The sequence below is a fragment of the Actinorectispora metalli genome (assembly GCF_056323685.1).
This window is the reverse complement of record NZ_JBREYE010000001.1, coordinates 2,263,938-2,290,404: the sequence shown is the minus strand read 5'-3', so window position 1 is coordinate 2,290,404 and position 26,467 is coordinate 2,263,938. Positions and strand designations below refer to the sequence as shown.

Sequence of the window (26,467 nt, the reverse complement as noted above, 5' to 3'; positions counted from 1 at the left end):
CCCTAAAGGTAGTTCAGCCTTACACAACACGAAGACCAGCAGAAGACACCCACCCGTGGGTTGTCTCCCGACGCCGGGTCACACAATGCGAACAGGGGGATGCCTTGTCGGAGACGTCAAGGTATGACGGCCACTGGACGTTGAGCACGACCCGCGCACTGTGGCGGGCCGCGGTGGCGCTGCGCATCATCAGCTTCATCTTCGCGGGCAGCGTGGTGCTCGCCCACCACGACGGCTACGCCCGGCCCCGGCTGGCCTGGGGCATCCTGGCCGCGATGGCGGTGTGGACCGCGGTGGTCTCCTACTGCTACATGCACCGCAGGCTGCGCCGCTGGAGCGTGGTGCTGCCCGACCTGGCGCTGACGCTGGGGCTGATGGCCCTTGGCGCGTTCGCGCTGTCGGCCCGCCAGTTGGAGACCGGCCACCTGCTGATCACCACGGTGTGGTCCAGCGGGCCGGTGATCGCGCTGGCGCTGCACGGCGGTCCGGCGGCCGGGGCGCTGGCGGGGGCGGCGGTGGCCACCATGCAGGTCGCGGTGCGCGGCTACTTCAACACCGACCTCGCCCATGACACGTTCCTGCTGCTCGGGCTGGGTTTCGTGCTGGGGCTGGCCTCGCAGGCCGCGCGGGTGTCCGCGCAGCGGCTACAGCGCGCGTTGCAGGCCGAGGCGGCGACGGCCGAGCGAGAACGGCTGGCCCGCACCATCCACGACGGGGTGCTGCAAGTCCTGGCCCGGGTACGGCGACGGGGCGCCGAGGTCGGCGGGGAGGCCGCGGAGTTGGCCAAGCTGGCGGGCGAGCAGGAGATCGCGCTGCGGGCGCTGGTGGCGGCGGCGCCGGAGGAGTCCAACGAGCTTGGCGAGGTGGACCTGCGGTCACGGCTGCAGCTGATGGCCACCCAGGCGGTGCACGTCTCGGTGCCCGCGACGCGGGTCATGGTGCCGCAGACGGTGGCCGCCGAGTTGGCCGCGGTGGTCGCCGAGGCGCTGACCAACGTGGACAAACACGCGGGGCCGCACGCCCAGGCCTGGCTGTTGTTGGAGGATCTGGGCAGTGAAATCGTGCTCAGCGTGCGCGACGATGGTCCCGGCATTCCGCGCGGTCGGCTGAGAACCGCCACCGCGGAAGGCCGGATGGGCGTCGCCCGCTCCATGCGAGGACGGGTGGACGACCTGGGAGGCACGTTGTCCCTACACACCGCCGACGGGGAGGGAACCGAGTGGGAGATCCGAGTGCCACGGCCTCGGAAGAGCAGGCAGCACAGGCCCGGCTCGGTGAGATCACGATGAACGACACCGACAAGATCTCGATCATGGTCGTGGACGACCACCCCATGTGGCGGGACGGGGTGGCAAGAGACCTCACCGAACGCGGCTTCGCGGTGCTGGCCACCGCGGGTGATCCGGCATCGGCGCTGCGCATCGCGCGGACCGTGCGGCCCCGCGTCGTGCTGATGGACCTCAACCTGGGCGGCAAGTCCGGGGTGGACGCCACCCGTGACATCACCGGCGAGCTGCCGGGCACCAAGGTGCTGGTGCTGTCGGCCAGCGGCGAGCACAGCGATGTGCTGGAGGCGGTCAAGGCGGGGGCCTCGGGTTACCTCGTCAAGTCCGCCTCGGTGGAGGAGCTGGTGGACGCGGTGAACCGGACCGCGTCCGGCGACGCGGTGTTCAACTCCGGGCTGGCGGGCATGGTGCTCGGCGAGTACCGGCGGATGGCGGCCGCTCCCGAGGACGGGCAGGCCCCGCAGCTCACCGACCGGGAGACCGAGGTGCTGCGGCTGGTGGCCAAAGGGCTCACCGCCCGCCAGATCGCGACGCGGCTGGTGATCTCGCACCGCACGGTGGAGAACCACGTGCAGTCGACGCTGCGGAAGTTGCAGCTGCACAACCGGGTGGAACTGGCGCGGTACGCCATCGAGCACGGTTTGGACGAGGAGCACTGACCCGGTCCGGGCGGGAGATCCCCGAATCACTCCGCGCCCGGACCGAGGCTTGGTCCGCTAACGGACCGGTCGGCTCCCACTGTCTGCTCCCGCGACAAGAGGAACCGCTCGCGGACCGGCATGCCCCGATGCCGGTACCTACGGCGGACCCGATGACCGCCGAGTAACGCCACACCCCCGTTGACGAGGTTGCGTAACCCTACGCAGTCACCAGGTGATCAACGCTACGGCTGAACGGGTGAAACTTTCCGCAGGTCAGCACCAGTTGTGATGGAGTGCTGGCGCGCAGTGAGGTTCCTGCTCAACGCCATTCCACATTTACACAGTGTGACCGCGTTGACGTTTCTTCACGCCCGCAGGACCGCGGCCGCCGCCTGCTTTGCCGCGGCGGTGTCCGCGCACGCCAGCGCCTGTGCGGCGGCCCGCCTGCACTCGTCGATGGTCACCGACTCCAACGCGGCGCCGACCCTCGCGAGCACGCCGGAGGAGCAGGAGAGGCTCGTCACCCCGAGGCCCGCGAGCACGCATCCGAGCAAGGGATCGCCCGCGGCTTCTCCGCACACGCCCGCGGGTTTACCCGCTTCGGTCGCCGCGTCGCCCACGATCCGGATCAGCCGCAACAACGCGGGCTGCCACGGGTCGTTGAGCGCGGCCAGGCCGCCTAGCATCCGGTCCGCGGCGAACAGGTACTGGGCGAGGTCGTTGGTGCCGAGGCTGACGAAGTCCACCTCGGCCAGCAGATCGGCGGCGAGCAGCGCGGCGGAGGGCACCTCGATCATCACGCCGACCCTGGGCAGGCCCGCGGCCCGGACCCGCTCGGCGAACCAGGCGGCTTCCTCGGCGACCGCGACCATGGGCGCCATCACCGACACCTCGGCGCCGGTGTCCTGCGCCGCCGCGGCGATCGCGGCTAGCTGCCGGTCCAGCACCCCGGTGGCGCGGCGGGACAGCCGCAGCCCGCGGACTCCCAGCGCCGGGTTGGGCTCGGTCTCGGTGTTCAGGAAGGCCAATGGCTTGTCCGCTCCCGCGTCCAGGGTGCGGACCACGACCGGCTTGCCCGCGAACGGCGCGAGCACGGCGGCATAGGCCGCGCGCTGGGTCTGCTCGGACGGTTCCTCGGTGGCGGAGAGGTAGCAGAACTCGGTGCGGAACAGGCCGACGCCCTCCGCATCCGCCTCGGAGGCGCGTTGCGCGTCGGCCGCGGAGCCGACGTTGGCCAGGATGCGCACCCGGTGCCCGTCGGCGGTGCGGCCCTGTCCGCTCCACCGCACCTGCTCGGCGGCGGCGGTGGCGGCGAGGGTGTCCACGGCTCCGTCCGGTACCTCCACGATCCCATTGTCGGCGTCGACGATCAGCGCGGTCAGTTCCTCGACCCCGCCGAGTCCCTGGCAGGCCACCACGGCCGGGATGCCGAGCGAGCGGGCGAGGATCGCGGTGTGGCTGGTGGGCCCGCCCTCCTCGGTCACGATCGCGAGCACCAGCGCGCGGTCCAGACCGGCGGTGTCGGCGGGCGCGAGGTCCTTGGCCACCAGCACGCTGGGCCGGTTCAGCTCCGGAACGCCGGGCGGCGTGACGCCGAGCAGTTCGGCCACGATCCGATCCCGGACATCCAGCACGTCTTTGACCCGCTCGGCCAGGTAGTCACCGGCGGCGGAGAGCGCTGCGGCGAAACCGCCTGCCGCGTCGTACACGGCGCGGGGTGCGGGCACGCCGTTCTCGCGCACCAGCTTCTCCGCGGCGGAGACCAGCGACGGGTCGGTGGCCATCACGGCCGTGGTCTCCAGCAGCGTTCGCGGCTCGCCATCGAGCAGGGCGGCGCGGTCCCGCAACCGGGTCGCCACGGCCAGTGCGGCGGGCGCGATCCGGGCGGCTTCGGCGGTGGGATCGGTAGGGGCGGGCGCCGCCGACGGTTCGGTCAGTGTCGTGACCACGCGCACCACCGGTCCGGCCGCTTTGCCCGGACTCACCCCGACCCCGTTGAATCTCCGCGCCATGGTCTAGACCATACACAGCTTCGAACGGCGGATCAGAGTTGTGAGTCGTTTCCGTTCCATCCCCGCAACTCCTCCAGCGTCGGATACGACGGCTGTGCGCCCAGCCGCGTCACCGAGATCGCCGCGACGCGCGCGGCGAAGCCTGCCGCGTGGACCAAACCGTCGCCCGCGGCCAACCGCAGCGCGAGGGCGCCTGCGAACGCGTCCCCCGCACCGGTGGTGTCCACGGGCTCGACCCGAGGACTGGGTACCCGAACCAGGTCGCTGCGATCCGCCACCAGCGCACCCGCCGAGCCCAGAGTCACCACCACGGAGCGGGCGCCGAGGTGCAGCAGCCCGGCCGCCAACTCCTCCGGTTCCCGGTCGCCCCCGGTGACATCCAGCAGCAGCGCGGCTTCGTGTTCGTTGACGATCAGCGGGTCCAGCAGCGCGATGGTGTCGCGGCTGATCTTGGCGGCGGGCGAGAGGTTCAGCACCACCCTGGTGCCGTGCATCCCGGCGATCATCGCCGCCCGCGCCACGCTCGGCAGCGGAACCTCCAGCGAGGCCAGCAGCACAGAGGCCGCGGCGATGGCATCCGCCGCCGCGTTCACATCGCCCTGCCCGACCGCGGAGTTCGCGCCCGGCGCGACCACGATCGCGTTCTCACCGTCCGGGGTGATGGTGATCATCGCGATGCCGGTGGGCCGATCCACGGCGCGCAGCAGGCCGGTGTCCACCCCTGCCGAGGCCAGCGACTCGCGCAGCAAGGCGCCGTAGGGGTCATCACAGACCGCTCCGAGCAGCGCGACCGAACCGCCCAGCCGCGCCGCGGCCACCGCCTGGTTGGCGCCCTTCCCGCCGGGAATCGTCGTGGCGTCGGCGCCGAGCACCGTCTCGCCGGGCCCGGGCCGACGTTCCAGCTTGACGACGAGATCCGCGTTCGCCGAACCGATCACCACGATGTCCGCCACCGGGCCAGCCTACGGAGCGGACGGGGCGGATGTCGGACCCCGGTGCCACACTGCCCGTCATGGCGGTGACGGTGTCCGAACACGATTCGGAACTGGGCTGGTGGGCAATGGCGACCCGCCCGCCGCACCCCGCGTTGGCCCGCCACGTGCGCAGCTACCTCGGCTACCGGGAGCGGACGCCGCGACCGCTGCGCAGGCTGGAGGTACCCACCGCGCGCACCGCGCTGATCATCAGCTTCGGCGCTCCGATCACACTGCTGACCAGCTCGGACGCGCAGCTCACCTCGTTCGTCGCCGCGTTCGGGACCAGACCGGCGATCACCGAGCACGCGGGCGTGCAGCACGGGGTGCAGGTCGATCTCACCCCGCCCGCCGCGTTCCGGCTCTTCAAGGCCCCGATGCACGAGGTGGCCGACCAGGTGGTGGCGCTGGAGGACGTGCTGGGACGCACCCACCGCAACCTGCCCGACCGGCTGGCCGAACTGCCGGACTGGGCAGCCCGGTTCGCGTTGCTGGACGCCGTGCTGCTGAGGCTGTTCGACGAGGGGCCGTCGACCGCTCCCGAGGTCGCGGAGGCCTGGCGGCTGCTCCTGTCCTCCCGCGGCCGGTGCCCGGTCGGCGACCTGTGCGCGGAGACCGGCTGGAGCCGCAGGCACCTGGCGGTGAAGTTCCGGGAGCAGGTGGGTCTGACGCCGAAACAGGTCGGCAGGGTGATGCGCTTCGAACGGGCGGTGGGGTTGCTGCGCGCCGATGTCGATCCCGCGCGCATCGCGGCCGACTGCGGCTACGCCGACCAGTCGCACCTGCACCGCGAGTTCCGCGAGTTCACCGGGCTGACCCCGCGGCAGCTTCGGCGCAGCCAACTCCCGGGCATGCTCGGCACGCTCGCCGACCCCGAGGTCACATTCCTCCAAGAACTCGCCGCCGCCCACGCCTAGCGTCAGATGACAACGAGAAAGTGAGGTGCGCACATGGCGGACAAGCTGCCGTCGAGCGTCATCCCCTGCCTGCAATACCAGGACGCGCCCGCGGCCATCGAATTCCTCACCAAGGCCTTCGGCTTCACCGAGGTCTCGGTGGTCCCTGGTCCGGACGGAACCATCGCGCACGCCGAACTGTCTTGGGACAACGGCATGGTGATGCTCGGCTCGGTCAAGCAGGGCAGCACCGCCGACCTGGCGGCCAAACCGGGGACGGGTGCGGTCTATGTGATCGTCGATGACCCCGACGCCCACCACGAGCGGTCGGTGACGGCCGGTGCGGAGATCGTCTACCCGCTGACCGACCAGGAGTACGGCTCGCGCGACTACTCGGCCCGCGATCCCGAGGGCAACGTGTGGAACTTCGGCACCTACCGGCCGCAGGGGTGAGAAACCGGAAGGTGGGAACTGCCCCTGGGGGTCGGGCAGCTCCCACCTTCACGTCCCCGAGCGGGACCGTTCAGCGGACCGGTTCAGGGGTCCGCTCGTCCTCGACTCGACGGTCGGATACCCCCGGATCGCCTTCGTGCAAACCTGCTTTCCGCTGAAGTTTTCGCAGCGGCCCCGGCGCCCACCACGATGCGTCGCCGAGCAGCCGCAACACGGCGGGCACCAGCAGCATCCGCACCACGGTGGCGTCCAGTGCGAGCGCGAGGATCATGCCGACACCCACGAAGCGCATGACGGCGACATCGGAGAACGCGAAGGCGCCGGTCACCACGATGAGCAGCAGGGCGGCTGCGCTGATCACCCGGCCGGTCCTGGCCAGGCCGGTGGTCACCGCCTCCGGAGTGCTCATGCCCTTGGCGCGGGCCTCCACCATCCTGGACAGCAGGAACACCTCGTAGTCGGTGGACAGGCCGAAGACCACCGCGGCCATCAGCACCACCACGCCCGCTTCCAGCGGCCCCGGGGTGACGCCGAGCCAGGACGCGAGGTGGCCGTCCTGGAAGACCCAGACCAGCACGCCGAAGGTGGCCGACAGCGACAGCCCACTCATCAGCACCGCCTTGACCGGCAGCACCACCGAGCCGAACGCCAGGAACATCAGCACCAGGGTGGCCAACACCAGCAGCGTCGCCATCAGCGGCAGTCCGTCCCGGATGGCCTGCACGCTGTCGCCGACCACGGCGGTGGTGCCGCCGACGAGCACCTCGGTGTCGGCGGGCGCGGGCAGGTCCCTGATTCGCTGCACCGCCTGTTTCGCCTGGTCGGACAGCGGGTCCTCGGCAAGCCCCGCTTTGACCAGCACGGTGCTGCCGCCCGAGCCCGCGGGTGCGGCGTCGGCAACGCCCTCCACCCGCGACACCTCCGCGGCGAAGGTCTGCACGGTCGCCGGGTCGGGTGCGCCCGCCTTGCCGCGCAGCACGATCTGCACGGCATCGGAGTCCACCTGCGGGAAGTCGCGGTGCAGCAGTTCGGCCGAGGCGCGGGCTGGGTTGCCCTCGGGCAGTACCTTCTCCGACACCGCACCGAAGCGGACGTCCAGGAAGGGCGCTCCGAGCAGCACCAGCACCGCGATGATCGGCACCGCGAAGGCGAGCGGGCGGCGCATCACCCGGGCCGCCAGCCTCGCCCAGCCGGCGCCTTCGTCCGCGGTCGCCCTGCGACGCAGCCGGGGCAGCGACAGCGCGTTGACGCGGGTGCCGAGGATCGCGAGCAAGCCGGGCAGCAGCGTCATCGACAACACGGCGGCGATGCCGACCGCCGACATCCCACCGTAGGCCAGTGATTTGAGGAAGCTGTGCGGGAACAACAGCAGGCCTGCCAGCGCGACGACCAGCAGCGTCGCCGAGAACAGGATGGTGCGGCCCGCGGTGGCCACCGTCCGCCGCACGGCCGCCGCCGGGGTGGCGCCCGCGGCGAGTTCCTCCCGGAACCGGCCGACGGTGAACAGGCCGTAGTCGATGGCCATGCCCAGTCCGAGCAGGGTGGCGACGTTGACCGCGAAGGCGTTGACCTCCGAGGTCTCGGCCAGCAGCCGCAGCACGCCGAGGGAGCCGAGGATGGCGAGTCCGCCGACGGCCACCGGCAGCGAGGCCGCGACCAGCCCGCCGAAGATCACCACCAGCAGCACCAGGGTGACCGGCAGCGAGATCGTCTCGGCCCGCAGCAGGTCTCGCTCGGAGGCCTTGCTGATCTCCGTCATGGTCGGGAACAGCCCGGCAAGCTCATGCGAGGTGCCCGCGACCGCGAACCGGTCGGACACCCGCTCGTAGGCGCGCATCTTGGCGCCGGAGTCGTCCACCGGCCCGGCCAGCGTGATCAGCGCGATGGCGCTGGTGCCGTCCTTGCCGCGGAACTGCGGCTGTTTGGTGCTCCAGTAGGAGACGACCTTGGTGACGGAGTCGGCGGGCAGGCCTGCCAGCGTGGTGTTGATCCGCTCGCCCAGCGCGGGGTCGTCGATGCTGCCGCCGGTCGGTCGGTAGATCACCACCACATCGCCGCCCGCGCCGCCCAGTTCGGACTGCGCGAGCTTCCCAGCGGCGATCGATTCGCTGCCGGGGTCCTCATAGCCGCCTTGGGAGAGCCGGTCGAACACTCCGACTCCCCATAGGCCCGCTGCGATGGTGATGGCGGCGGTGAGCAGGGTGACCAGCCAGCGGCCCCGATGGACGAGGCTTCCCCAGTTCTCGAACACGGCAAGCCTTCCGACCTCAGCAGATCATGATCGGACACGCTGCCGAGGGGCGTTTGTGTACGTCGTTAACTAGCCATTCACGGTAGCCTTCGCCAACTGCGCTGACAACGAAATCAAGGTGTCTTATGACCGAGGCCACCCGCAGGCAGATCGCCCGCGTTGGCACCGAGCGGGAGATCCGCATGGCGGCTCGGGCCCTTCTCGTCGAGCAGGGCATGCAGGCCGTGACGCTGCGGGCCATCGCAAGGGAACTGGGCATCACCGCGCCCGCCCTTTACCGCTACTTCGACTCCAGGGAACAGCTGCTGCACGCGGTCTGCAAGGACATCTGCACCGACCTCACCGCCCGGCTCCGGTCGGCCGTGGACGCGATCGACTTCAACGACCCCGTCGGCCGGATCTTCGGCATCTGCCGGGCCTACCGCCGCTGGTCGCTGGACCACCCGCAGGAGTTCGAGCTCGTCTTCGCCTCGACCAACCCGGACCGGCCGGGGGTGCGAACCCATCCCGCGCAGGACCCGTTCGCGAAGGTCTTCCTCGGCGCCGTCGCCATGATCCTCGCCGACTACGGGGTGCTCGCCACCAACCTGCGGCCCGAGGAGACCATTCCGCCGGAGCTTGTCGCCGATCTCGAGGCCTACCGCGAGACGCTGGCGGGGGTGCTGCGGGACAGCGGTGCGCAGGTCACCGCCGCGGAGTTGGACGCGGGCACGATCTTTTTGATCCTGCAGTGGTGGATGCGCCTGTACGGGCACGTCGCGCTGGAGGTCTTCGGCCGCTTCCCGTTCCGGCTGGCCAACTCCGAGCAGCTGTTCGAGGAACTGCTGCTGGAGCTGGCCAAATCCGCGGGACTACCGCTGTAGATCACACCACGATGTTGACCAGACGGCCGGGAACGACGATCACCTTGCGCGGGTCCTTGCCGTCCAGCAGCGCCGCGATCTTCTCCTCGGTCAGCGCCGCGCTGCGCACCTGCTCCTGATCGGAGGACGCGGGCACCACGACCCTGGACCGCAGCTTGCCGTTGACCTGGATCGGGTACTCGGCCATGTCCTCCACCAGGTACCGATCGTCGGCCTGGGGGAACGGCCCGTACGCCAGCGTCCCGTCATGGCCCAGCCGGGTCCACAGCTCCTCGGCCAGGTGCGGGCACAGCGGCGCCAGCATCAGCACCAGCGGCTCGGCCACCGCCTTCGGCGTGCCCGCGCCAGCCGAGTACGCCTTGGTGATGTGGTTGTTCAGCTCGATCAGCTTGGCCACCGCGGTGTTGTAGCGCAGCCCCTGGTAGTCCTCGCGCACCCCGGCGATCGCCTTGTGCAACGCCCGCAGCGTCTCCTCCGACACCTCGTCGTCGGTGATCCGCGGCTGCCCGGTGTTCTCGTCGACCAGGTTGCGCCACAGCCGCTGCAGGAACCGGTAGGAGCCGACGACGTCCTTGGTGGCCCAGGGCCTGGACACGTCCAGCGGGCCCATCGACATCTCGTACAGGCGGAAGGTGTCCGCGCCGTAGGCCTCGCACATCTCGTCCGGGGTCACCACGTTGCGCAGGCTCTTGCCCATCTTCCCGTACTCCTGGCGGACCTCCCGCCCGTCCCAGAAGTAGTGGCCGTCCTCCTCGACGACCTCCCCGGCGGGCACGTAGACCTTGCGCTCATCGGCGTAGGCGTAGGCCTGGATGTAGCCCTGGTTGTACAGCCGCCGGAACGGCTCCTCGCTGCTGACGTGGCCCAGGTCGTACAGCACCTTGTGCCAGAACCGCGCGTACAGCAGGTGCAGGACGGCGTGTTCCTTGCCGCCGATGTACAGGTCGACGCCGCCGGGGTCGGCCGGGCCGTGATTGGCCACATCCGGACCCAGCCAGTAGCGGTCCACCTCGGGATCGCAGAAGGCCTCGTCGTTGGTGGGGTCCAGGTACCGCAAGTAGTACCAGCACGAGCCCGCCCAGTTGGGCATGGTGTTCACCTCGCGCCGGTACCGCTGGGGGCCATCGCCCAGGTCCAGTTCGACCTCGACCCACTCCGTCGCCCGGCTCAGCGGCGGCTGCGGCTCGGTGTCGGCGTCCTCGGGGTCGAAGGTCTTGGGCGAGTAGTCGTCCACATCGGGCAGTTCGACCGGCAGCATGCTCTCCGGCACCGAGCGGGCCACCCCGTCGGCGTCGTAGACGATCGGGAACGGCTCGCCCCAGTAACGCTGCCGGGAGAACAGCCAGTCCCGCAACTTGTACTGCACCGCGCCCGCCCCGTGGCCGTTGGCCTCCAGCCATTCGACGGTCGCCTTCTTGGCATCGGCGACACCCAGCCCGTTGATGTCCAGGCCCGCGTCGTTGGCGGAGTTGACCGCGACGCCCTCGCCCGTGAAGGCCTTGCCGTCGAAGCCCTCCGACGGCGCGACCGTGCGGACGATCGGCAGGCCAAAGGCCTCCGCGAAGTCCCAGTCCCGCTGGTCCTGGCCGGGCACGGCCATCACCGCGCCGGTGCCGTAGCCCATCAGCACATAGTCGGCGGCGAACACCGGGATCCTGGCGCCGTTGACCGGGTTCACCGCGAAGCTGCCGGTGAACACCCCGGTCTTGTCCTTGTTCTCCTGGCGGTCCAGCTCGGACTTGGTCGAGGCCAGCCGCCGGTAGTCCGCCAGCGCCTCGGCCGGGGTGTCCGCGCCGCCGGTCCACCGCGGGTCCACATCCTGCGGCCACGCCTCGGCGGTCAGGTCCGCCAGCAGCGGGTGCTCCGGGGCGACCGCCATGAACGTGGCGCCGAACAGCGTGTCCGGACGGGTGGTGAAGACCTCGATCGCCCGGTCCGAGCCGTCGACGGCGAACCCGACCCGGCAGCCCTGGGAGCGGCCGATCCAGTTGCGCTGCATCAGCTTGATGGACTCCGGCCAGTCCAGCCGGTCCAGGTCGTCGATCAGGCGGTCGGAGTAGGCGGTGATCCGCATCATCCACTGACGCAGGTTGCGCCGGAAGACGGGGAAGTTGCCGCGCTCGCTGCGCCCGTCGGAGGTGACCTCCTCGTTGGACAGCACCGTGCCCAGGCCGGGACACCAGTTGACCGGCGCCTCGGCCGGGTAGGCCAGCCGGTGGGAGTCGACGATCGCGGCCTGCTCGGCGGCGGACAGCTCATCCCACGGACGGCCGTCCGGCGTGCGCTTGGCACCGGAGACGTACCGCTCGATCAGCTCGCTGATCGGCCTGGCCTTGCCCCGGCTCAGCCCGGCGTCCGGGTCGTACCAGGAGTTGAAGATCTGCAGGAAGATCCACTGCGTCCAGCGGTAGTACTTCTCGTCCATGGTGGCCACCGAGCGCCGCTGGTCGTGCGCCAGGCCCAGCTTGCGCAGCTGGGCGCGGTAGGTCTCGATGTTCTCCTCGGTGGTCTTGCGCGGGTGCTGCCCGGTCTGCACCGCGTACTGCTCGGCGGGCAGGCCGAAGGCGTCGAAACCCAGCGTGTGCAGCACGTTGTAACCGGTCATCCGCTGGAAGCGGCCCAGCACATCGGTGCCGATGTAGCCCAGCGGGTGGCCGACGTGCAGCCCGGCCCCGGAGGGGTAGGGGAACATGTCCAGCAGATAGGACTTGCGGCGGCCCGCGGCGGCCTCCGGATCGCCGAGCGGACCGCTGGGGTTGGGCGCCTGGAAGGTGCCCTCCGCTGCCCAGCGTTCCTGCCAGCGGCCTTCGATCTCACCGGCCAGCGCTGCGGTGTAGCGGTGGGCCGGAACGCTGTCCTGGCCGGCGGCCTCGCTCATCGCATGTCCTTCCGTACTACCTCAAAGCTCGTGTGGTGGGTGGGCCTCTCGCCCAAATAACGCAAAACCCCTCAGCCCAAACGCATGGGCATGAGGGGCTGCCGCACTGACCGTTGCCTGTCGTGGCTGGTCAGCGCGGCTGGCTAAGGAGCAGACGAGGCTTGCTCACGAGGTGAGGATAGCGCGCCCGCCTAACGACTATCGCCCGAAGGTGGGTTCCGAGCGCGGTGTGTCGCGTTCCGATGCGGTATATGGAGACGCCAAGCACACCGGGGGAGGGTGTGCGGCGGACCGCCCGCGGGGGCGACCTACCCTTTCGGTGTGACTGATGCTGTGCTCCGGCTGCCCCTCGGGCTGCTGCTGATCCTCGGCGGTGGGCTGCTGGTCTTCGTGGGCGTGCGCGGACTGCGCGGCACGCTGCCCCGCAACCGCTTCGCGGGCGTCCGCACCCCGGCCAGCCTGGCAAGCGACGAGGCGTTCCGGCTGGCCAACCGGGTGGCGGGACTGCCCGTCCTGGTCGGCGGCACGGTGGGGCTGCTAGCGGGAGCGGGCGTCCTGGCGATGCCGACCACGGCCGCGGTCCTCGTCGTCGGCGTCATCGGCCTTGCCGGACTTCTTGGCCTGGTGGTGGCGGGCGGCGTACTCGGCAACCGCGCGGCCGTCACGGTCCCCCAGCCCGCGAAGCAGCGTGCCTGCGGCGGTTGCTGCGGCGGGGTCTGCTCCGCCACCGGCTGACGGCGCCGCCGCCGGGTCGGGGACGACCGGCTGCGGCGGGACTCCGGGCGGCACCCACATCAGGGCGGGATCGGGTACGCCGAGGTGCGCCGGGCACAGCCGAGTGGCGCACGGATCGGGCGGCGGCTGTCGGGGAACCGGGGGCGCCGAGACCGACGCGGCCGTGAGCACCGCGGCCATTCCCACCGTGCCCAACGCTACCGCCTGAATGCGCCTCACGTGTCCAGCCTCGCCCGGCCGCGGTCCGCCGATCAACGGACGATTCCCAAGCGCGGCCCGACCGTGACCGGCGCGGCCGCTCAGTTCAGCTTGACGTCCAGCGGGTGCGTCGCCAGCAGCGACAGCGGCATCCCCTGTCTGCGCAGCACCTGCCCCCACAGGTCGAGGCTGCCCGGCACCATGATGTCGTCGGGCAGCGCGGACAGGACGATCCAGTCGCCGCGGTCGACCTCGTCGGCCAACTGCTCGCTGCCCCAGCCCGCGTACCCCGCGAACACCCGCAGTCCGCGCACCTTCGGCGCCAACTCATCCGGTTCGGCGTCCAGGTCGACAAGCACCACGGGCCCGTTCACGCTCTGCACGCCCGCCACCTGGTCGGCGTCCTCGCCCGCCCGCATCGCGGCAAGGCACAGCGCCCGCTTCTGCTCGACCGGGCCGCCGACGAACACCGCCTGCGGTCTGCTCGAGTAGGGGCCCCAGCCGGGGAGCACATCGGCAACCGCGACCTCGCTGGGCCGGTTCAGGACGACGCCGAGCGTGCCCTCGTCCTGGTGATCGATGATGTACACCACCGTGCGGCGGAAGTTGGGGTCGAGCAGCCCAGGTGCGGCCACCAGGAGACTGCCCGGCTCGACGTCGGCATCCGATTGCACATCACGAATGATCCCATCGTCTGCCCGCGGGCTGCGGTCAGCAGGCCGGAGTGGTTCTAAGCTCACCCGGTGAGTTCGCCTGCGGTTGCCGCTGCCGGACAGGCAGAGTTCGACTCCAGCCACATCTGGACCAACTCGGCCTTCCGTCGCCTGCTGCTGACCAGGCTGACCGCGCAGTGGGGCGACGGCATCTTCCAGGCCGGGCTCAGCGGCGCCGTGCTGTTCAACCCGGAGCGCGAGGCCGACCCGATCGCGGTGGCGGCGGGCGTTTCCGTGCTGCTGCTGCCGTACTCGCTGATCAGCCCATTCGCCGGTGCGCTGCTGGACCGTTGGGACCGCAGGCAGGTGCTGTTGTTCGCCAATCTGCTGCGCGCCGGGCTGATCCTGCTCACCGCCGCCGCGGTGGGCTCCGGGCTGGCCGGGGTGCCGCTGTATGTCGGCGCGCTGCTGGTGATGGCGGTGAGCCGGTTCGTCAACGCCGGGCTGTCCGCCTCGCTGCCCCATGTGATCGATCGCTCCCACCTGGTCGGCGCGAACGCGCTGGCGACCACCCTGGGCACCGGCGTCGCGGCCGCTGGCGCGGGATGCGCGTTGGGGCTGCGGCAGCTTTTCGGCGCGGACAACGCGGGTTCCTCGCTGGTGACCTGCGCCGCGGTGGTGGGCTCCCTGCTCTCGGCGCTGGTCGCGATGCGGTTCGCCCGCGGCCGACTGGGGCCGGACGAGGTGGACGAGCCGGACCGGGCGCTGAAGGCGGTGGCGCTGGGGTTCCGGGACGGGGCCAGGGCGACCGCGCGCACGCCCAGCGTGGCGGCGGGCTTCGTGGGGCTGATGGCGCACCGGCTGGCCTTCGGCGCCTCGATGCTGGCCGTGCTGTTGCTGATGCGCAACCACTTCACCGACAGCGGCATCCTGCGGGCGGGCATCGCGGGCTTCGGCGAGGCCATCGTGGCGGTGGCGGGCGGCATGCTCATCGCCGCGTTCGTCACCCCGTGGCTGAGCCGCCGATATCGCAGGCGAACCCTGGTGTGCTGGTCGCTGGTGGTGGCCGCGGGCGCCCAGTTGGTCTTCGGGCTGACGATGCAGATCGAGAGCCTGCTGGCGGCCGCGCTGGTGGTGGGCGCCGCGGGCCAGGTGATCAAGCTGAACGTGGACGCCGCGGCGCAGATCGATATCGGCGACGAGGTGCGCGGCCGGGTCTTCGCCCTCTACGACACGCTGTTCAACGTCAGCCAGGTCATCGCGACGGCGGTCGCGGCGTTCCTGGTGCCGCCGAACGGCTACGCGCCCGGCCTGCTGATCGGCGTCACCGCGGTGTACCTGCTCGGGATGGGCGGCTACCTGCTTGCCGAGCGGCGGAGCCCGTCGCCGAGCCCCGCCGCGGGCTAGTTACAGCAGGATCTGCCAGGCCCCGATGTTGGTGTCCATCGGCGCCGCGGCGACCTGCTGGGTGATCTCCATGCCCTTGGTCTTCTTCTTTTTCTTGCTCTTGCCGCTGCCGCAACCGCCGACCAGCACCAGCGACAACGCCAGCAGCACAGCGAGCGAGCCCTGCACACGCCTGTTCACAATGCCCCCGAATGTCGGAAAAGATCTTTCCGAAAAGGCTAGCGGACACATTCCGGGCAGGACAGCCGCCGGTCAGGCGGGTGGTTCGACCCCCTGCTCCGCCGCCCAGCGCAGCAGTTCGGCCTCGGCCTCGTCCCTGCTCAGCGGTCCGCGGTCCAGCCGCAGCTCCTTGAGGTGCTGCCACGCCTTGCCGACCAGCGGCCCCGGCGGCAGGCCGAGCAGCCGCATGATCTCGTTGCCGTCGAGGTCCGGCCGCACCCTGGCCAGGTCCTCCTCCTCGGCGATGCGCTGGATGCGCTCCTCAAGCTCGTCGTAGGTGCGCTGGAGGTTCGCCGCCTTGCGGCGATTGCGGGTGGTGCAGTCGGCGCGCACCAGCTTGTGCAGCCGGGTCAACAGCTCACCGGCGTCGGTGACGTAGCGGCGCACCGCGGAGTCGGTCCACTCGCCCTTGCCGTAGCCGTGGAAGCGCAGGTGCAGGTACACCAGCTGGGCGACGTCCTCCACCACGTTCTTGGGGTACCGCAGGGCCCGCAGGCGCTTGCGGGTCATCTTGGCGCCGACCACCTCATGGTGGTGGAAGCTCACCCCGCCGCCGGACTCGAACCGCCTGGTGGCGGGCTTGCCGATGTCGTGCAGCAGCGCGGCCAGCCGGAGGATCAGGTCGGGGCCGTCCTCCTCGAGATCGATGGCTTGATCAAGAACAACCAGCGAGTGGTGATAGACGTCCTTGTGTTGATGGTGCTCATCGATTTCCAGCCGCATGGCGGGCAGTTCGGGCAGCACGTGGTCGGCGAGCCCGGTGTCGACCAAAAGCTCGATGCCGCGCCGCGCCGCGTCCCCGCAGATCAGCTTGGACAGCTCCGCCTGGATCCGTTCCGGGGTGATCCGGCCGATCTCGGCTGCCATCTCCCGCATCGCCTCGACCACCCGGGGCGCCGGGTCGAAGCCGAGTTGGGCGACGAAGCGAGCCGCCCGCAGCATGCGCAGTGGATCGTCGGCGAACGACTCCTGCGGGGTGGCCGGGGTGTCCAGCACCTTGGCGACCAGGGCCTCCATCCCGCCACGCGGGTCGACGAACTGCCGTTCGGGCAGCTTCACGGCCATCGCGTTGACTGTGAAGTCCCTGCGCACCAGGTCGCCATCGATGGAGGAGCCGAACACGACCTCCGGGTTGCGCGTCACCCGGTCGTAGCTGTCCGCGCGGAACGTGGTGATCTCCAGCGTGGCGCCGTCGCGGGAGGCGCCGATGGTGCCGAAGGCGATGCCGGTGTCCCAGATCGCGTCGGCCCAGCCCGAGAGCACCTGCTGGATCTGCCCCGGCCTGGCGTCGGTGGTGAAGTCGAGGTCGGTGCCCAGCCTGCCGAGCATGGCGTCCCGCACGCTCCCGCCCACCAGGTAAAGCTGGTGTCCGGCGGCGGTGAAGCGCCGCGCGAGTTCGTCGGCGACCGGGGCTACCCGAAGGAGTTCCACAACGGCATTCTGCTGTGCGCCCGCGCGGCGGGCGGGACTGATGTGACGGCGGGGGTTCTCGGACTCCCGCTGGGGGCGGCTTGCGATGGGGCTGGACACAGCGGGCCAGGGTATCCCGGCGACCCCGGTGGCTGCTCGACCAGGACGGGGCAACCGCTGTCCTGGGTGCCCGCACAACCTTTGGTGGCAATGCGGGAACCGCCGGTGGCACAGCCCATTACCATCGCTGATATGCCCCCGTCGTCCGGCCGTTCCGGCGAACGCAAACCGGGGCGCCGCACCCGGCGGCGTCGCAACCGGCTGCTGACGGTGGACGAGACCTCCGCCGGGGGGCTGGTGGTGGACTCCCGCAAGGGGCTCGCCGCGCTTATTGGCAGACTGGACCGGCAGGGCCGCCTGCTCTGGTCGCTGCCCAAGGGCCATATCGAACGCGGCGAGACCACCGAACAGGCCGCGGTCCGAGAAGTGGCCGAGGAGACTGGGATCCTTGGCCGGGTGCTCGCGCTGCTGGGCACCATCGACTACTGGTTCGTCGCGGAGGGCCGCCGGGTGCACAAGACGGTGCATCACTTCCTGCTGGAGGCGGTCGGCGGCGAACTCTCCGACGAGGACGTGGAGGTCACCGAGGTGGCGTGGGTACCCCTCGGCGAGCTGGACCGGCTGCTGGCCTACGCCGACGAGCGCCGCATCGTGCGCAAGGCGATCGAGGCGGTCGACCGTCTCACGGGGCGAGCACTGATGCGGGAGAAGACGTGATCCGCCTGCTCCATCGGACGACCGCGGCTCTGTTCGCCGCACTGATCGCCGCCCTGAGCGCCCCTGCCATCACGACGGCGCAGCCCGCGTTCGGCGAACCGGACCAGCTACGCCTACAGCTGACCGGCATGAGCCCCCGGATCGTCGGCCCCGGCGCGCCGCGCACCGTCACGATCACCGGCAAGGTGAGCAACACCAGCGGCAGGCGGGTCGAGGACGTGCAGGTCCGGCTCCAACGCGGCCCGCGCCTGAACACCGCCGACAAGATCACCGCAGCGGTCACCGAGGAGCCGGGGGCGAACTCGGGCAACGGTGACTTCCGCCGCATCGCCCGCCAACTCGACCCGGGGCAGAACGCCACCTTCGAGCTGCCGACCCCGCTGGACGCGCTGGGCATCACCGAACAGGGCGTCTACCAGCTACTGGTCAACGTCAACGGAAAGCCCGAACGCGGTTCCACCGCGCGGCTGGCCCGCACCGACCTGCTGCTCCCGGTGCTGGGCGAGACCGCCCCGCCGCCGGGCCCGGTCGGGCTGACGGTGCTGTGGCCGATCGCCGACCAGCCGAGGCTGATCCCGCAGCCGCCGAACGGTCCCGCGGTGCTCACCGACGACGAACTGGCGACCTCGCTGGCACCCGGCGGGCGGCTGTTCAACCTGGTGCAGGCGCTCCAACAGCAGGTGCCCGCGGGCTCGCCGACGGGCAACGCGCTGTGCCTGGCCATCGACCCCGACCTGATCACCACCACCACCGCGATGAGCGCCGGGTACCGGGTGCGCGGTGCGGGCGGGGAGACCGTGGAGGGCACCGGCCGGACCGCGGCGACCCAGTGGTTGGCGCAGCTCAAAGCGGTCGCCGCCGGGCGGTGCGTGATCACGCTGCCCTCCTCGGGCGCCGACCTGGTGGCGCTGTCCAGGGCGAACCTGCCCGACCTCGTCGACCTCGCGCTGAACCAGGACAAGGCCATCCTGGACGCGCTCGGCGTGCAGCCGATGCCGAAGGTGGTGTGGCCCGCCGACGGCATGCTGGACACCGGCACGCTGACGAACCTGGTCCGCAACGACGCCAAGGCGGTGCTGCTGGACCCCCACACGCTGGAGAGCCACGACCCGGCGCAGACCGTGCGGCTGCGCACCGAGGTGTCCGCGCCGGGCCCGCTGGTGGTCAAGACCGATCCGATGCTCTCCGCCGCGCTGGGTCGCACCGCGGGCGGACAGGCACCGGGCGTCGAGCCCGACCTCGCCGCCCAGAACGCCATCGCCGGACTGGCCTTCCGCGCCTGGGCCCCCGACCAGCGCCCGCCGGCGGGCACCACCGTGCTGGCCCCGCCGCTGCGCTGGTCCGCGCCGGTCGGCGAACTGGCCGAACTGCTCGGCACCGCGCGTGGGCTGATCGAGGGCGGACGGGCGGTCCCTCGGCACCTCATCGATCTGATCCCGGCGATCACCGCGCAGCAGACCGTGCCGCCGCGCTACCCCGTCAACGCCGCGACCAGCGAGATCCCGCCGCAGGTCACCGGGGTGGTGACCGCCGACCGCAATGCCGCCAAGGACCTCAAAGAGGCCATGCGGACCGACCAGTCCAAGGGCGTCAGCCCCGACGAGCTGATGGCGCCGTACGAGCTGGGCATGCTCGGCGCGGTGTCCAGCCGCTGGCGCGGCGACCCGCCCGCCGCCGCGGCGGCCGCGGACCTGGTGCACAACCAACTCGTCGCGCTGCGGGACCGGGTGAAGGTGATCCAGCCGGAGACCGCCTACAGCCTGGCGTCCTCGGACAGCCCGCTGCCGCTGACCATCCGCAACGACCTGCCGGTGGCGGTGAACGTGCGCGTGGTGCTGTCCAACACGCAGGGGCTGCGGGTCAACCCGCAGGGCAGCAAACCGATCCCGGCGCAGGGCACGCTGCCGCTGCTGGTCCCCGCCGAGGTGGTGCGCTCCGGCAACTTCGTGGTGGACGCCTCGCTGACCACCCCGGGCGGCACTCCGCTCGGCGAGACCAGCCGCCTGCAACTGCGCTCCACCGCATACGGCACGATCACCCTGGCGCTCACTGGCACCGCGGCGGTCGCGTTGATCGCGCTGTCGCTGATCCGCATCGTCCGGCGGGTCCGGGCGGCCCGCAGACGCGCGGCCGAACCCGAACCGGTCGACACGGCGCGGACCGAGCTCAGCGAGGGCCAGCCGGTCTGAGCGGCCTCGCCGCCCGGATCGCGGGCCGAAGCAGTTCAAGGTGAGGCGAGCACGGGTGAGCAAAGTGAACACCAGGCCGGATGACGACACACCGACCCAGCGGATTCCCGCCATCGGGAACGCCACCGAGCAGCCGACCGAACAGATACCGGCGGTCACCGGCACCGAGCCCGCGGCGCCGTCGCTGGCCAAGGCCAGCGGTTCGATGGCCATCGCGACGCTGATCAGCCGGATCACCGGGTTCGCCTGGAAGATCCTGCTCGCCGCGGTCGTAGGCCTCGCGTTGGTCAACGACTCCTTCACCCTCGCCAACACCTTCCCGAACATCGTCTACGAACTGCTGCTCGGCGGGGTGCTCGCGAGCGTGGTGGTGCCGGTGCTGGTGCGGGCGCAGAAGGACGACGCCGACGGCGGGGAGGCCTTCACCCAGCGGCTGCTGACCATCTCCGCGACCACCCTCGGCATCGCCACGGTGTTCGCGGTGCTGGCCGCCCCGCTGCTCACCGCGCTGTACGTCGACGACTCCACCGGCAAGGCCAACCCCGAGCTGACCACGGCGTTCGCGTACCTGCTGTTGCCGGAGATCCTCTTCTACGGCATCGGCGCGCTGCTGACCGCGATCCTGAACTCGAGGAACGTGTTCGGGCCCGGCGCGTGGGCGCCGGTGATGAACAACCTGATCATCATCGCCACCATCGGGGTCTACACCCTGATCCCCGGCGACCTTGTGGTCGACCCGGTGCGGATGACCGACGTGCACCTGCTCGTGCTGGGCTTGGGCGTCACGCTCGGCGTGGTGGTGCAGGCGGTGGTGTTGATCCCGGCGCTGCTGCGCACCGGGTTCCGGCTGCGCTGGCGGTGGGGCTGGGACTCCCGGCTCACCGAGTTCGGCGGCCTGGCCATGTGGGTTGTCGGCTACGTCGCGATCAGCCAGATCGGCTACGTGGTCGTCAACCGGGTGCTGACCGCCGCCGACCCCGGTGGCGTCACGATCTACGCGAACTCCTGGCTGCTGCTGCAACTGCCCTACGGCGTGCTCGGCGTGTCAATGCTCACCGCGATCATGCCGAGGATGAGCCGGGCCGCCGCCGACGGCCGCAGCACCGACGTGATCTCCGACCTGTCGCTGGGCAGCAGGATGTCGGCGGTGATGCTGATCCCTATCAGCGCGCTGATGACCGCGCTCGGGCCCTACATCGGCGAGGCGCTGTTCACCGGCCGGGCCGCGGCGGACGCCGCGCGGCTCGGTGAGGCGCTGGCGGCCTCGGCCTTCGGGCTGCTGCCCTTCGCCATGGTGATGATCCAGCTCAGGGTGTTCTACGCGATGAAGGACGCCCGCACCCCCACCTTGATCATGATCATGATGACCGTGGTCAAGGTGCCGCTGTCCTACCTCTGCCCGGTGCTGCTGTCGCCGGAGAACGTGGTCCACGGCCTCGCGTTCGTGAACTCGCTGACGTTCCTGTTCGGAGTGGTGGTCGGGGAGGTCTGGTTGCGCGCCCGACTGGGACGACTGGGCGGCGCCCGTTTGCTACAGACAGTGACGAAAGTGCTGGTCGCCTCGGTGGTGGGCGGACTTGTGGCGTTCCTCGCCGGCCTCGGCGTCGACGCACTCGCCACACCCGCACTCAACCAGTTCTGGACGGCATGGTTCGTGCTGGTGGCGGGCGGCTTGGCGGGTGGCGCGACGATCTTCGGGCTGAGCGTGTTGCTACGTGTGGAGGAACTACTGCCCGCCCTGTCGCGTATCTCTGCACGTTTGCGTCGCCGTTGACGCAGAGTTTCACGTAGGCTCAGTGCAGACCCTGGTGCAGGTGCGTTTCCACGACGCCTCCGCGCCACGGAGGGGATAACGAAAGCGCAGCTTTCGCATGCGATGGGAACGCAAAGGGGTACACGGAGACCGTGGAGCCGCAGCAGAGCCAGACGTTGGCCGGTGCTGCCCCCGGGATGCTGCCGGGGGCAGTCCTCGGTGAGGGCCGATACCGCCTGCTTTCCCATTGCGGCACCGACGAACGGTGCGGCGCCTCGCTGTGGCGCGCCAAGGACGGTGCGCTCGGACGCGATGTCGCGTTGACCATCCTGGTCGGCGAGCCGGGGAACCCGGAGGCCGCCGCGGGCGTGCGGCGCACCCTGGAACGGGCCATGCACGCCGCGGGCTTCGTGCACCCCGGTGCCGCGAGGGTGCTGGACGTGCTCGGCCCTGGCCACGGGATCGAGGAGCACGGCCCGATCCTGGGCATCGTGGTCGCCGAGTGGACCCAGGGCACCGACCTGATCGACCTCGTCTCCGACGGGCCGCTACCCGCACTGGCCGCCGCCAAGTTGCTGGAGCCGCTGGTGTCCGCTGTGGACGCGGCGCACCACGCGGGCCTGGTGCTGGGCATCGACCACCCGCAGCGGATCAGGGTCACCCAGGACGGCGAGATGCGGCTGGCCTTCCCCGGCCCCCGGCCGGAGACCACCGCCGCCGAGGACGTCCGCGGCGCGGGTGCGGTGCTCTACATGATGCTTACCGGTCGCTGGGCGCTGCCCGGCGGACCGGACACCCTCCAGCGCGCACCCGTCGGACCGGACGGCACGGTGGTGGCGCCGCGCACCCTGCGGCCCACGGTGCCGATCGAGTTGTCCACCGTCGCGGTCCGCAGCGTCGCCGAGCCCGGTTCGATGGCGGGCACCGGCGATGTCCGCACCGCCGCCGCAATCCTGCAGGTGCTGCGCCAGGTCATCTCGACGCACACCGAGGCGGAGCGGATCGCCGCCCAGCAGACGGTGATCGGCCCCAACCGCGCCCCGCTGACCGCCACCGTGAACGCCTCCGCGCAGAACACCCTGTGGCGCACCGAGGACCCCGCACCCGATCAGGAACGCCGCCGCAAGCTGGGCTACGCCATGATGGCGCTGGCCGCGGCCACCATCGCGGTGCTGACCTGGATCGGCATGAGCGTGTTCAACATGTTCAGCGACTCCGGCCCCACCAACCCGCCGATCGTCGGCACGGGGGTGAGCGGCGAGGCCTCCGCTCCGGACAACAGCAACAAGGTGAAGCCCAAGAACGTCGAGGTCTTCGACCTGACCAACGACCCGGACAACCCGCGCAACGTGGACCGCGTCATCGACGGCAAGACCGGGACCACCTGGGCCACCCAGTGGTACAAGCAGCAGTTCCCGACCTCCAAGCCGGGCATCGGCATCATGTTCACCCTGGACAAGCCGCAGAAGCTGTCCACCGTGCTGATCGACTCGCAGAGCGCGCAGACCAGGATCGAAGTGCGGGCCGCCAAGAGCGAGAAGGTCGACAAGGTCGATGAGGCCGCGTTGCTCGGCCAGGGCGTGCTCAAGGCGGGCCAGTCCTCGATCAGCCTGGACGCGTCGCAGGAAACCCGCTACGTGTTGATCTGGATCACCGAACTGGCGCCCGCGGACGACGGCAAAGTCCTGTCGGAGATCTCCGAGATCACCTTCCTTCCCGTCCGGTAGCGGCAGATGATCGCCCGTTCGCGGATGGCATCCCGGCCGGCGTTATCCTCCCCGCGTGACCGCCGCCGCAGCTACGGATGCCGACCTCCTCGCGGCCCACTCCGCCGGTGACCCACACGCCTTCACCGAACTCGTGCGCAGGCACCGGGATCGGCTGTGGGCGGTGGCGTTGCGAACCATGCGCGACCACGAGGAAGCCGCCGACGCGCTGCAGGAGGCGTTGATCTCGGCGTTCCGCGCGGCACACTCCTTCCGCGCCGAATCGCAGGTGACCACCTGGCTGCACCGGATCGTGGTCAACGCCTGCCTGGACCGGATCCGCCGCAGGCAGGCCAGGCCGACCGTGCCGCTGCCCGAGGCGGGCCCCGGCGAGCCGGTGGTGCGCCGCGACGCGATGGCGGACCGGGAGACCCGGCTCGAGGTGGCGGAGGCGCTGGCCGAACTGCCGGAGGAGCAGCGGGCAGCGATCGTGCTGGTGGACGTCGAGGGGTATTCGGTCGCCGAGACCGCGCAACTGCTCGGCGTCGCGGAGGGAACCGTGAAGAGCCGGTGCGCCAGGGGAAGGCTGAAGCTGGCGAAACTTTTGGGACACCTGCGGAACCCGAGTGCAACTGCGAACGTCCCACCTCACGTTCGCACCAGCACAGGGCAACGGGAGGGCCGATGACCGGCAACGCGCCGCGCGATCCAGCGCCGGCAGGGCCTTGGTCCCACGATGTGCTGGCCGATCTGCACGCCGGGGTGCTGGACCCCGGCACGACCGCGACCCTGCGTCCACTGGTGGAGGCCGATCCGGAGGCCAGGGCCGTGCTCGCCGCGCTGGACGCCGCCGCGGCGGAGGTACACAGCCTGCGCGATGTCCCGCCGGTGCCGATGCCCCCCGATGTGGCGGCTCGCCTGGAGGCGGCGCTGCGCTATGAGGGGGAGGTCGCCTTCGGTCCCGCGACCCCCGCCACCGGAACACCCGTCCAACACTCGAACGTGACCTCGCTGGACGCCGCCCGGCGCCGCCGCAACAAGCGGCTGGGCTGGGGCGCGGGCCTGCTCGCCGCGGCCGCCGCCACCATCGGGGTGGCCTTCGTCGCGGGCACCGGGCTCAACCAGGAGCAGGGCACCCCGGTGGCCAAACCGGGAGCGTCCACGACCGCCACCCCGCCCACCGGCACCGACGCGCCGCTGGCGTTGAACGGACAGCTCGACCGGCTGCCCAGCGGTGTCATCGGCGCCAGGGACTTCGGGCCGCTGGCCGACCAGGAGCGGCTGAGCGGCTGCCTGGCGGCAAACGGCATCCCCGCCACCGCCAACCCCCTCGGCGTCCGCCAGGTCCAGCTGCGGGACACCCAGGGCGTGCTGTTGGTGCTGCCCGGCGGGCGGCCCGGCGCGCTGCGGCTGCTGGTCGTCGGTCAGGACTGCGGGCCGGACACGCCGTCCAAACTCGGCGACAACATCATCGGCGGCCGTTGAGAGCCGGAGTTCCCGTTTGACAGCTCTGTTGTGACCCAGCCCTCCGCGGGGAATTCCCGCACCTAGGATCACGTTGAGCGGTGCGTCAACGGAATCGGAGGCTGAAGGTGACGGCGCAGGCACAGGAGCAGTCCGGCCAGGTACACGAACTGATCATTGTCGGTTCGGGTCCTGCCGGTTACACGGCCGCGGTATACGCCGCGCGCGCCCAGCTGGCGCCACTGGTCTTCGAGGGCACCCAGTACGGCGGTGCGCTGATGACCACCACCGAGGTGGAGAACTACCCGGGTTTCCGCGAGGGGATCATGGGCCCGGAGCTGATGGAGGAGATGCGTGCCCAGGCGGGCCGCTTCGGTGCCCAGCTTCGCGCCGAGGACGTGGAGTCCGTCGACCTCACCGGCGAGGTCAAGACGGTGCTCGCCAACGGCGTGACCTACCGGGCGCGGGCGGTCATCCTGGCGATGGGCGCGGCCCCGCGCTACCAGAACGTCCCCGGCGAGCAGGAGCTGCTCGGACGAGGGGTGTCCTCGTGCGCCACCTGCGACGGCTTCTTCTTCCGCGACCAGGACATCGCCGTTGTCGGCGGCGGTGACTCGGCGATGGAGGAGGCCACCTTCCTCACCCGCTTCGCCCGCACCGTGACGCTCATCCACCGGCGCGAGGAGTTCCGCGCCTCCAAGATCATGCTCGATCGGGCGAAGGCCAACGAGAAGATCCGGTGGCGCACCAACACCGTGGTGACCGAGGTGCTCGGCGACGGCAAGGTCGCGGGCGCCCGGCTGCGGGACTCCCGCACCGGCGAGGAGTCCACCCTCGACGTGACCGGCTTCTTCGTGGCGATCGGACACATCCCGCGCAGCGAGTTGGTCAAGGGCCAGGTCGAAACCGACGAGGACGGCTACGTGCTGGTCCAGGCCCCGACCACGGCCACGAACCTGACCGGCGTCTTCGCCGCCGGTGACCTGGTGGACCGCACCTACCGGCAGGCCATCACCGCCGCGGGCTCCGGTTGCGCGGCGGCCATCGACGCCGAACGCTGGCTCGCCGAGCACGCCCCGACCGCCGAGCACGTCGGCGGCGGCTACGGGGCGGGCGCGGAAGCCGTCCCGGTGAGCTGACCCAAGGCAACGGAGCATCCGTCCCGCCCAACCGCTAGGAGAACGCATGGCAGGCAACACCAAGACCGTCACCGACTCCTCGTTCGCCGAGGACGTCCTGCAGAGCGACAAGCCCGTGCTGGTCGACTTCTGGGCCACCTGGTGCGGTCCCTGCAAGATGGTCGCCCCGGTGCTGGAGGAGATCGCCGCCGAGCACGCCGACAAGCTGACCGTCGCCAAGCTCGACATCGACCAGAACCCGGGCATCGCCCGCGACTACCAGATCATGTCGGTGCCCACCATGATCCTTTTCGAGGGTGGCAAGCCGGTCAAGCAGATCGTGGGCGCCAAGCCCAAGGCGGCCCTGATCACCGACCTGGGTCTCTGACGCGACAGCTTGTGACTCACCACATAGGATTTATGCGTGTGATTTGAGCGACACCGACGACCTTCCATCGTTGAAACACACGATGGAAGGTCGTCGGTGTTTCAGCCCGGTTACAGCCCGCGTGCAGGCACAACACGCCCGCGCAGCGGACAGGCATGGCCGTAGGCGTCCGCCGAAGCGGGACAAGGCAGAATAT

At 70.7% G+C, this 26,467-nt stretch carries 22 protein-coding genes; 15 read left to right on the top strand and 7 right to left on the bottom strand.

From position 1 onward, the window contains the following. The first annotated feature begins 104 nt into the window (after positions 1 to 104). Positions 105 to 1,289 carry a MacS family sensor histidine kinase gene (gene macS / locus ACU6XJ_RS10710; RefSeq protein WP_476309215.1) on the top strand — a complete coding sequence of 395 codons (1,185 nt, stop codon included), beginning with the start codon at positions 105 to 107 and terminating at the stop codon, positions 1,287 to 1,289. Continuing rightward, entirely contained in the window at positions 1,286 to 1,945 is a 660-nt protein-coding gene (locus ACU6XJ_RS10705; RefSeq protein WP_476309213.1) for a response regulator, read from the top strand. Before macS ends, ACU6XJ_RS10705 begins: the two co-directional genes overlap by 4 nt. Before the next feature lie 347 nt (positions 1,946 to 2,292). Here the strand turns inward: ACU6XJ_RS10705 and ptsP are convergent, their stop codons facing one another. Both ptsP and ACU6XJ_RS10695 read right to left on the bottom strand, forming a co-directional pair. Beyond that, positions 2,293 to 3,939 (bottom strand): phosphoenolpyruvate--protein phosphotransferase, encoded by a 1,647-nt coding sequence (gene ptsP, locus ACU6XJ_RS10700; protein WP_476309211.1) that lies wholly within the window; start codon positions 3,937 to 3,939, stop codon positions 2,293 to 2,295. A 32-nt stretch (positions 3,940 to 3,971) separates the two neighbouring features. Further along, positions 3,972 to 4,892 (bottom strand): ribokinase, encoded by a 921-nt coding sequence (locus ACU6XJ_RS10695; RefSeq protein WP_476309209.1) that lies wholly within the window; start codon positions 4,890 to 4,892, stop codon positions 3,972 to 3,974. 59 nt (positions 4,893 to 4,951) lie between these two features. Between ACU6XJ_RS10695 and ACU6XJ_RS10690 the strand changes: the two genes are divergently transcribed. Together ACU6XJ_RS10690 and ACU6XJ_RS10685 are read left to right on the top strand one after the other, a co-directional pair. Then, positions 4,952 to 5,830, top strand: coding sequence for a helix-turn-helix domain-containing protein (locus ACU6XJ_RS10690; protein ID WP_476309206.1), 879 nt, complete (start codon positions 4,952 to 4,954; stop codon positions 5,828 to 5,830). Positions 5,831 to 5,863: 33 nt separating this feature from the next. Then, positions 5,864 to 6,262 carry a VOC family protein gene (locus tag ACU6XJ_RS10685; protein WP_476309204.1) on the top strand — a complete coding sequence of 133 codons (399 nt, stop codon included), beginning with the start codon at positions 5,864 to 5,866 and terminating at the stop codon, positions 6,260 to 6,262. Between the two features lie 70 nt (positions 6,263 to 6,332). Here the strand turns inward: ACU6XJ_RS10685 and ACU6XJ_RS10680 are convergent, their stop codons facing one another. Continuing rightward, positions 6,333 to 8,513 (bottom strand): MMPL family transporter, encoded by a 2,181-nt coding sequence (locus ACU6XJ_RS10680; RefSeq protein ID WP_476309203.1) that lies wholly within the window; start codon positions 8,511 to 8,513, stop codon positions 6,333 to 6,335. 125 nt (positions 8,514 to 8,638) lie between these two features. Here ACU6XJ_RS10680 and ACU6XJ_RS10675 point away from each other — a divergent pair, with 125 nt between their 5' ends. After that, complete coding sequence (locus ACU6XJ_RS10675; protein WP_476309201.1) at positions 8,639 to 9,376, top strand: TetR/AcrR family transcriptional regulator; 738 nt, start codon at positions 8,639 to 8,641, stop codon at positions 9,374 to 9,376. Position 9,377: 1 nt separating this feature from the next. Here the strand turns inward: ACU6XJ_RS10675 and leuS are convergent, their stop codons facing one another. Continuing rightward, positions 9,378 to 12,254, bottom strand: coding sequence for a leucine--tRNA ligase (gene leuS, locus ACU6XJ_RS10670; protein WP_476309199.1), 2,877 nt, complete (start codon positions 12,252 to 12,254; stop codon positions 9,378 to 9,380). A 321-nt stretch (positions 12,255 to 12,575) separates the two neighbouring features. On the opposite strand from leuS, the gene ACU6XJ_RS10665 reads away from it, so the two are divergent. Then, the gene (locus ACU6XJ_RS10665; protein WP_476309197.1) at positions 12,576 to 12,989 is read left to right on the top strand and encodes an SdpI family protein; all 414 of its coding nucleotides are present in this window, start codon (positions 12,576 to 12,578) and stop codon (positions 12,987 to 12,989) included. A gap of 299 nt (positions 12,990 to 13,288) precedes the next feature. On the opposite strand, the gene ACU6XJ_RS10660 is transcribed toward ACU6XJ_RS10665, so the two are convergent. Next, positions 13,289 to 13,861 carry a YqgE/AlgH family protein gene (locus ACU6XJ_RS10660; protein ID WP_476309195.1) on the bottom strand — a complete coding sequence of 191 codons (573 nt, stop codon included), beginning with the start codon at positions 13,859 to 13,861 and terminating at the stop codon, positions 13,289 to 13,291. A 69-nt stretch (positions 13,862 to 13,930) separates the two neighbouring features. Between ACU6XJ_RS10660 and ACU6XJ_RS10655 the strand changes: the two genes are divergently transcribed. Next, a complete protein-coding gene (locus ACU6XJ_RS10655) occupies positions 13,931 to 15,247 on the top strand; it encodes an MFS transporter (protein WP_476309193.1) in 1,317 nt (438 codons plus the stop codon). Here the strand turns inward: ACU6XJ_RS10655 and ACU6XJ_RS10650 are convergent, their stop codons facing one another. Further along, on the bottom strand, positions 15,248 to 15,427 hold the full coding sequence (locus tag ACU6XJ_RS10650; RefSeq protein ID WP_476309191.1) for a hypothetical protein: 180 nt from the start codon (positions 15,425 to 15,427) through the stop codon (positions 15,248 to 15,250). 72 nt (positions 15,428 to 15,499) lie between these two features. Further along, complete coding sequence (locus tag ACU6XJ_RS10645; RefSeq protein ID WP_476313924.1) at positions 15,500 to 16,939, bottom strand: CCA tRNA nucleotidyltransferase; 1,440 nt, start codon at positions 16,937 to 16,939, stop codon at positions 15,500 to 15,502. A gap of 189 nt (positions 16,940 to 17,128) precedes the next feature. Here ACU6XJ_RS10645 and ACU6XJ_RS10640 point away from each other — a divergent pair, with 189 nt between their 5' ends. The 8 genes from ACU6XJ_RS10640 to trxA all read left to right on the top strand — a co-directional run bounded on the left by ACU6XJ_RS10640 (position 17,129) and on the right by trxA (position 26,271). After that, positions 17,129 to 17,653 carry an NUDIX hydrolase gene (locus tag ACU6XJ_RS10640; RefSeq protein WP_476309189.1) on the top strand — a complete coding sequence of 175 codons (525 nt, stop codon included), beginning with the start codon at positions 17,129 to 17,131 and terminating at the stop codon, positions 17,651 to 17,653. Then, positions 17,650 to 19,842 carry a DUF6049 family protein gene (locus ACU6XJ_RS10635; RefSeq protein WP_476309188.1) on the top strand — a complete coding sequence of 731 codons (2,193 nt, stop codon included), beginning with the start codon at positions 17,650 to 17,652 and terminating at the stop codon, positions 19,840 to 19,842. The genes ACU6XJ_RS10640 and ACU6XJ_RS10635 overlap by 4 nt, the downstream gene beginning before the upstream one ends. Positions 19,843 to 19,897: 55 nt before the next feature. Beyond that, complete coding sequence (gene murJ / locus ACU6XJ_RS10630; protein ID WP_476309185.1) at positions 19,898 to 21,616, top strand: murein biosynthesis integral membrane protein MurJ; 1,719 nt, start codon at positions 19,898 to 19,900, stop codon at positions 21,614 to 21,616. Positions 21,617 to 21,747: 131 nt separating this feature from the next. Next, positions 21,748 to 23,322: a protein kinase family protein gene (locus ACU6XJ_RS10625; protein WP_476309183.1), complete on the top strand. Its 1,575-nt coding sequence runs from the start codon at positions 21,748 to 21,750 to the stop codon at positions 23,320 to 23,322. A 55-nt stretch (positions 23,323 to 23,377) separates the two neighbouring features. After that, positions 23,378 to 23,989 (top strand): RNA polymerase sigma factor SigM, encoded by a 612-nt coding sequence (sigM, locus tag ACU6XJ_RS10620; RefSeq protein ID WP_476309180.1) that lies wholly within the window; start codon positions 23,378 to 23,380, stop codon positions 23,987 to 23,989. Next, a complete protein-coding gene (locus ACU6XJ_RS10615; protein ID WP_476309178.1) occupies positions 23,986 to 24,786 on the top strand; it encodes a hypothetical protein in 801 nt (266 codons plus the stop codon). The genes sigM and ACU6XJ_RS10615 overlap by 4 nt, the downstream gene beginning before the upstream one ends. Before the next feature lie 107 nt (positions 24,787 to 24,893). After that, entirely contained in the window at positions 24,894 to 25,904 is a 1,011-nt protein-coding gene (trxB, locus tag ACU6XJ_RS10610) for a thioredoxin-disulfide reductase (protein WP_476309176.1), read from the top strand. 46 nt (positions 25,905 to 25,950) lie between these two features. Beyond that, a complete protein-coding gene (gene trxA, locus ACU6XJ_RS10605; protein ID WP_476309173.1) occupies positions 25,951 to 26,271 on the top strand; it encodes a thioredoxin in 321 nt (106 codons plus the stop codon). Positions 26,272 to 26,467: the final 196 nt, after the last annotated feature.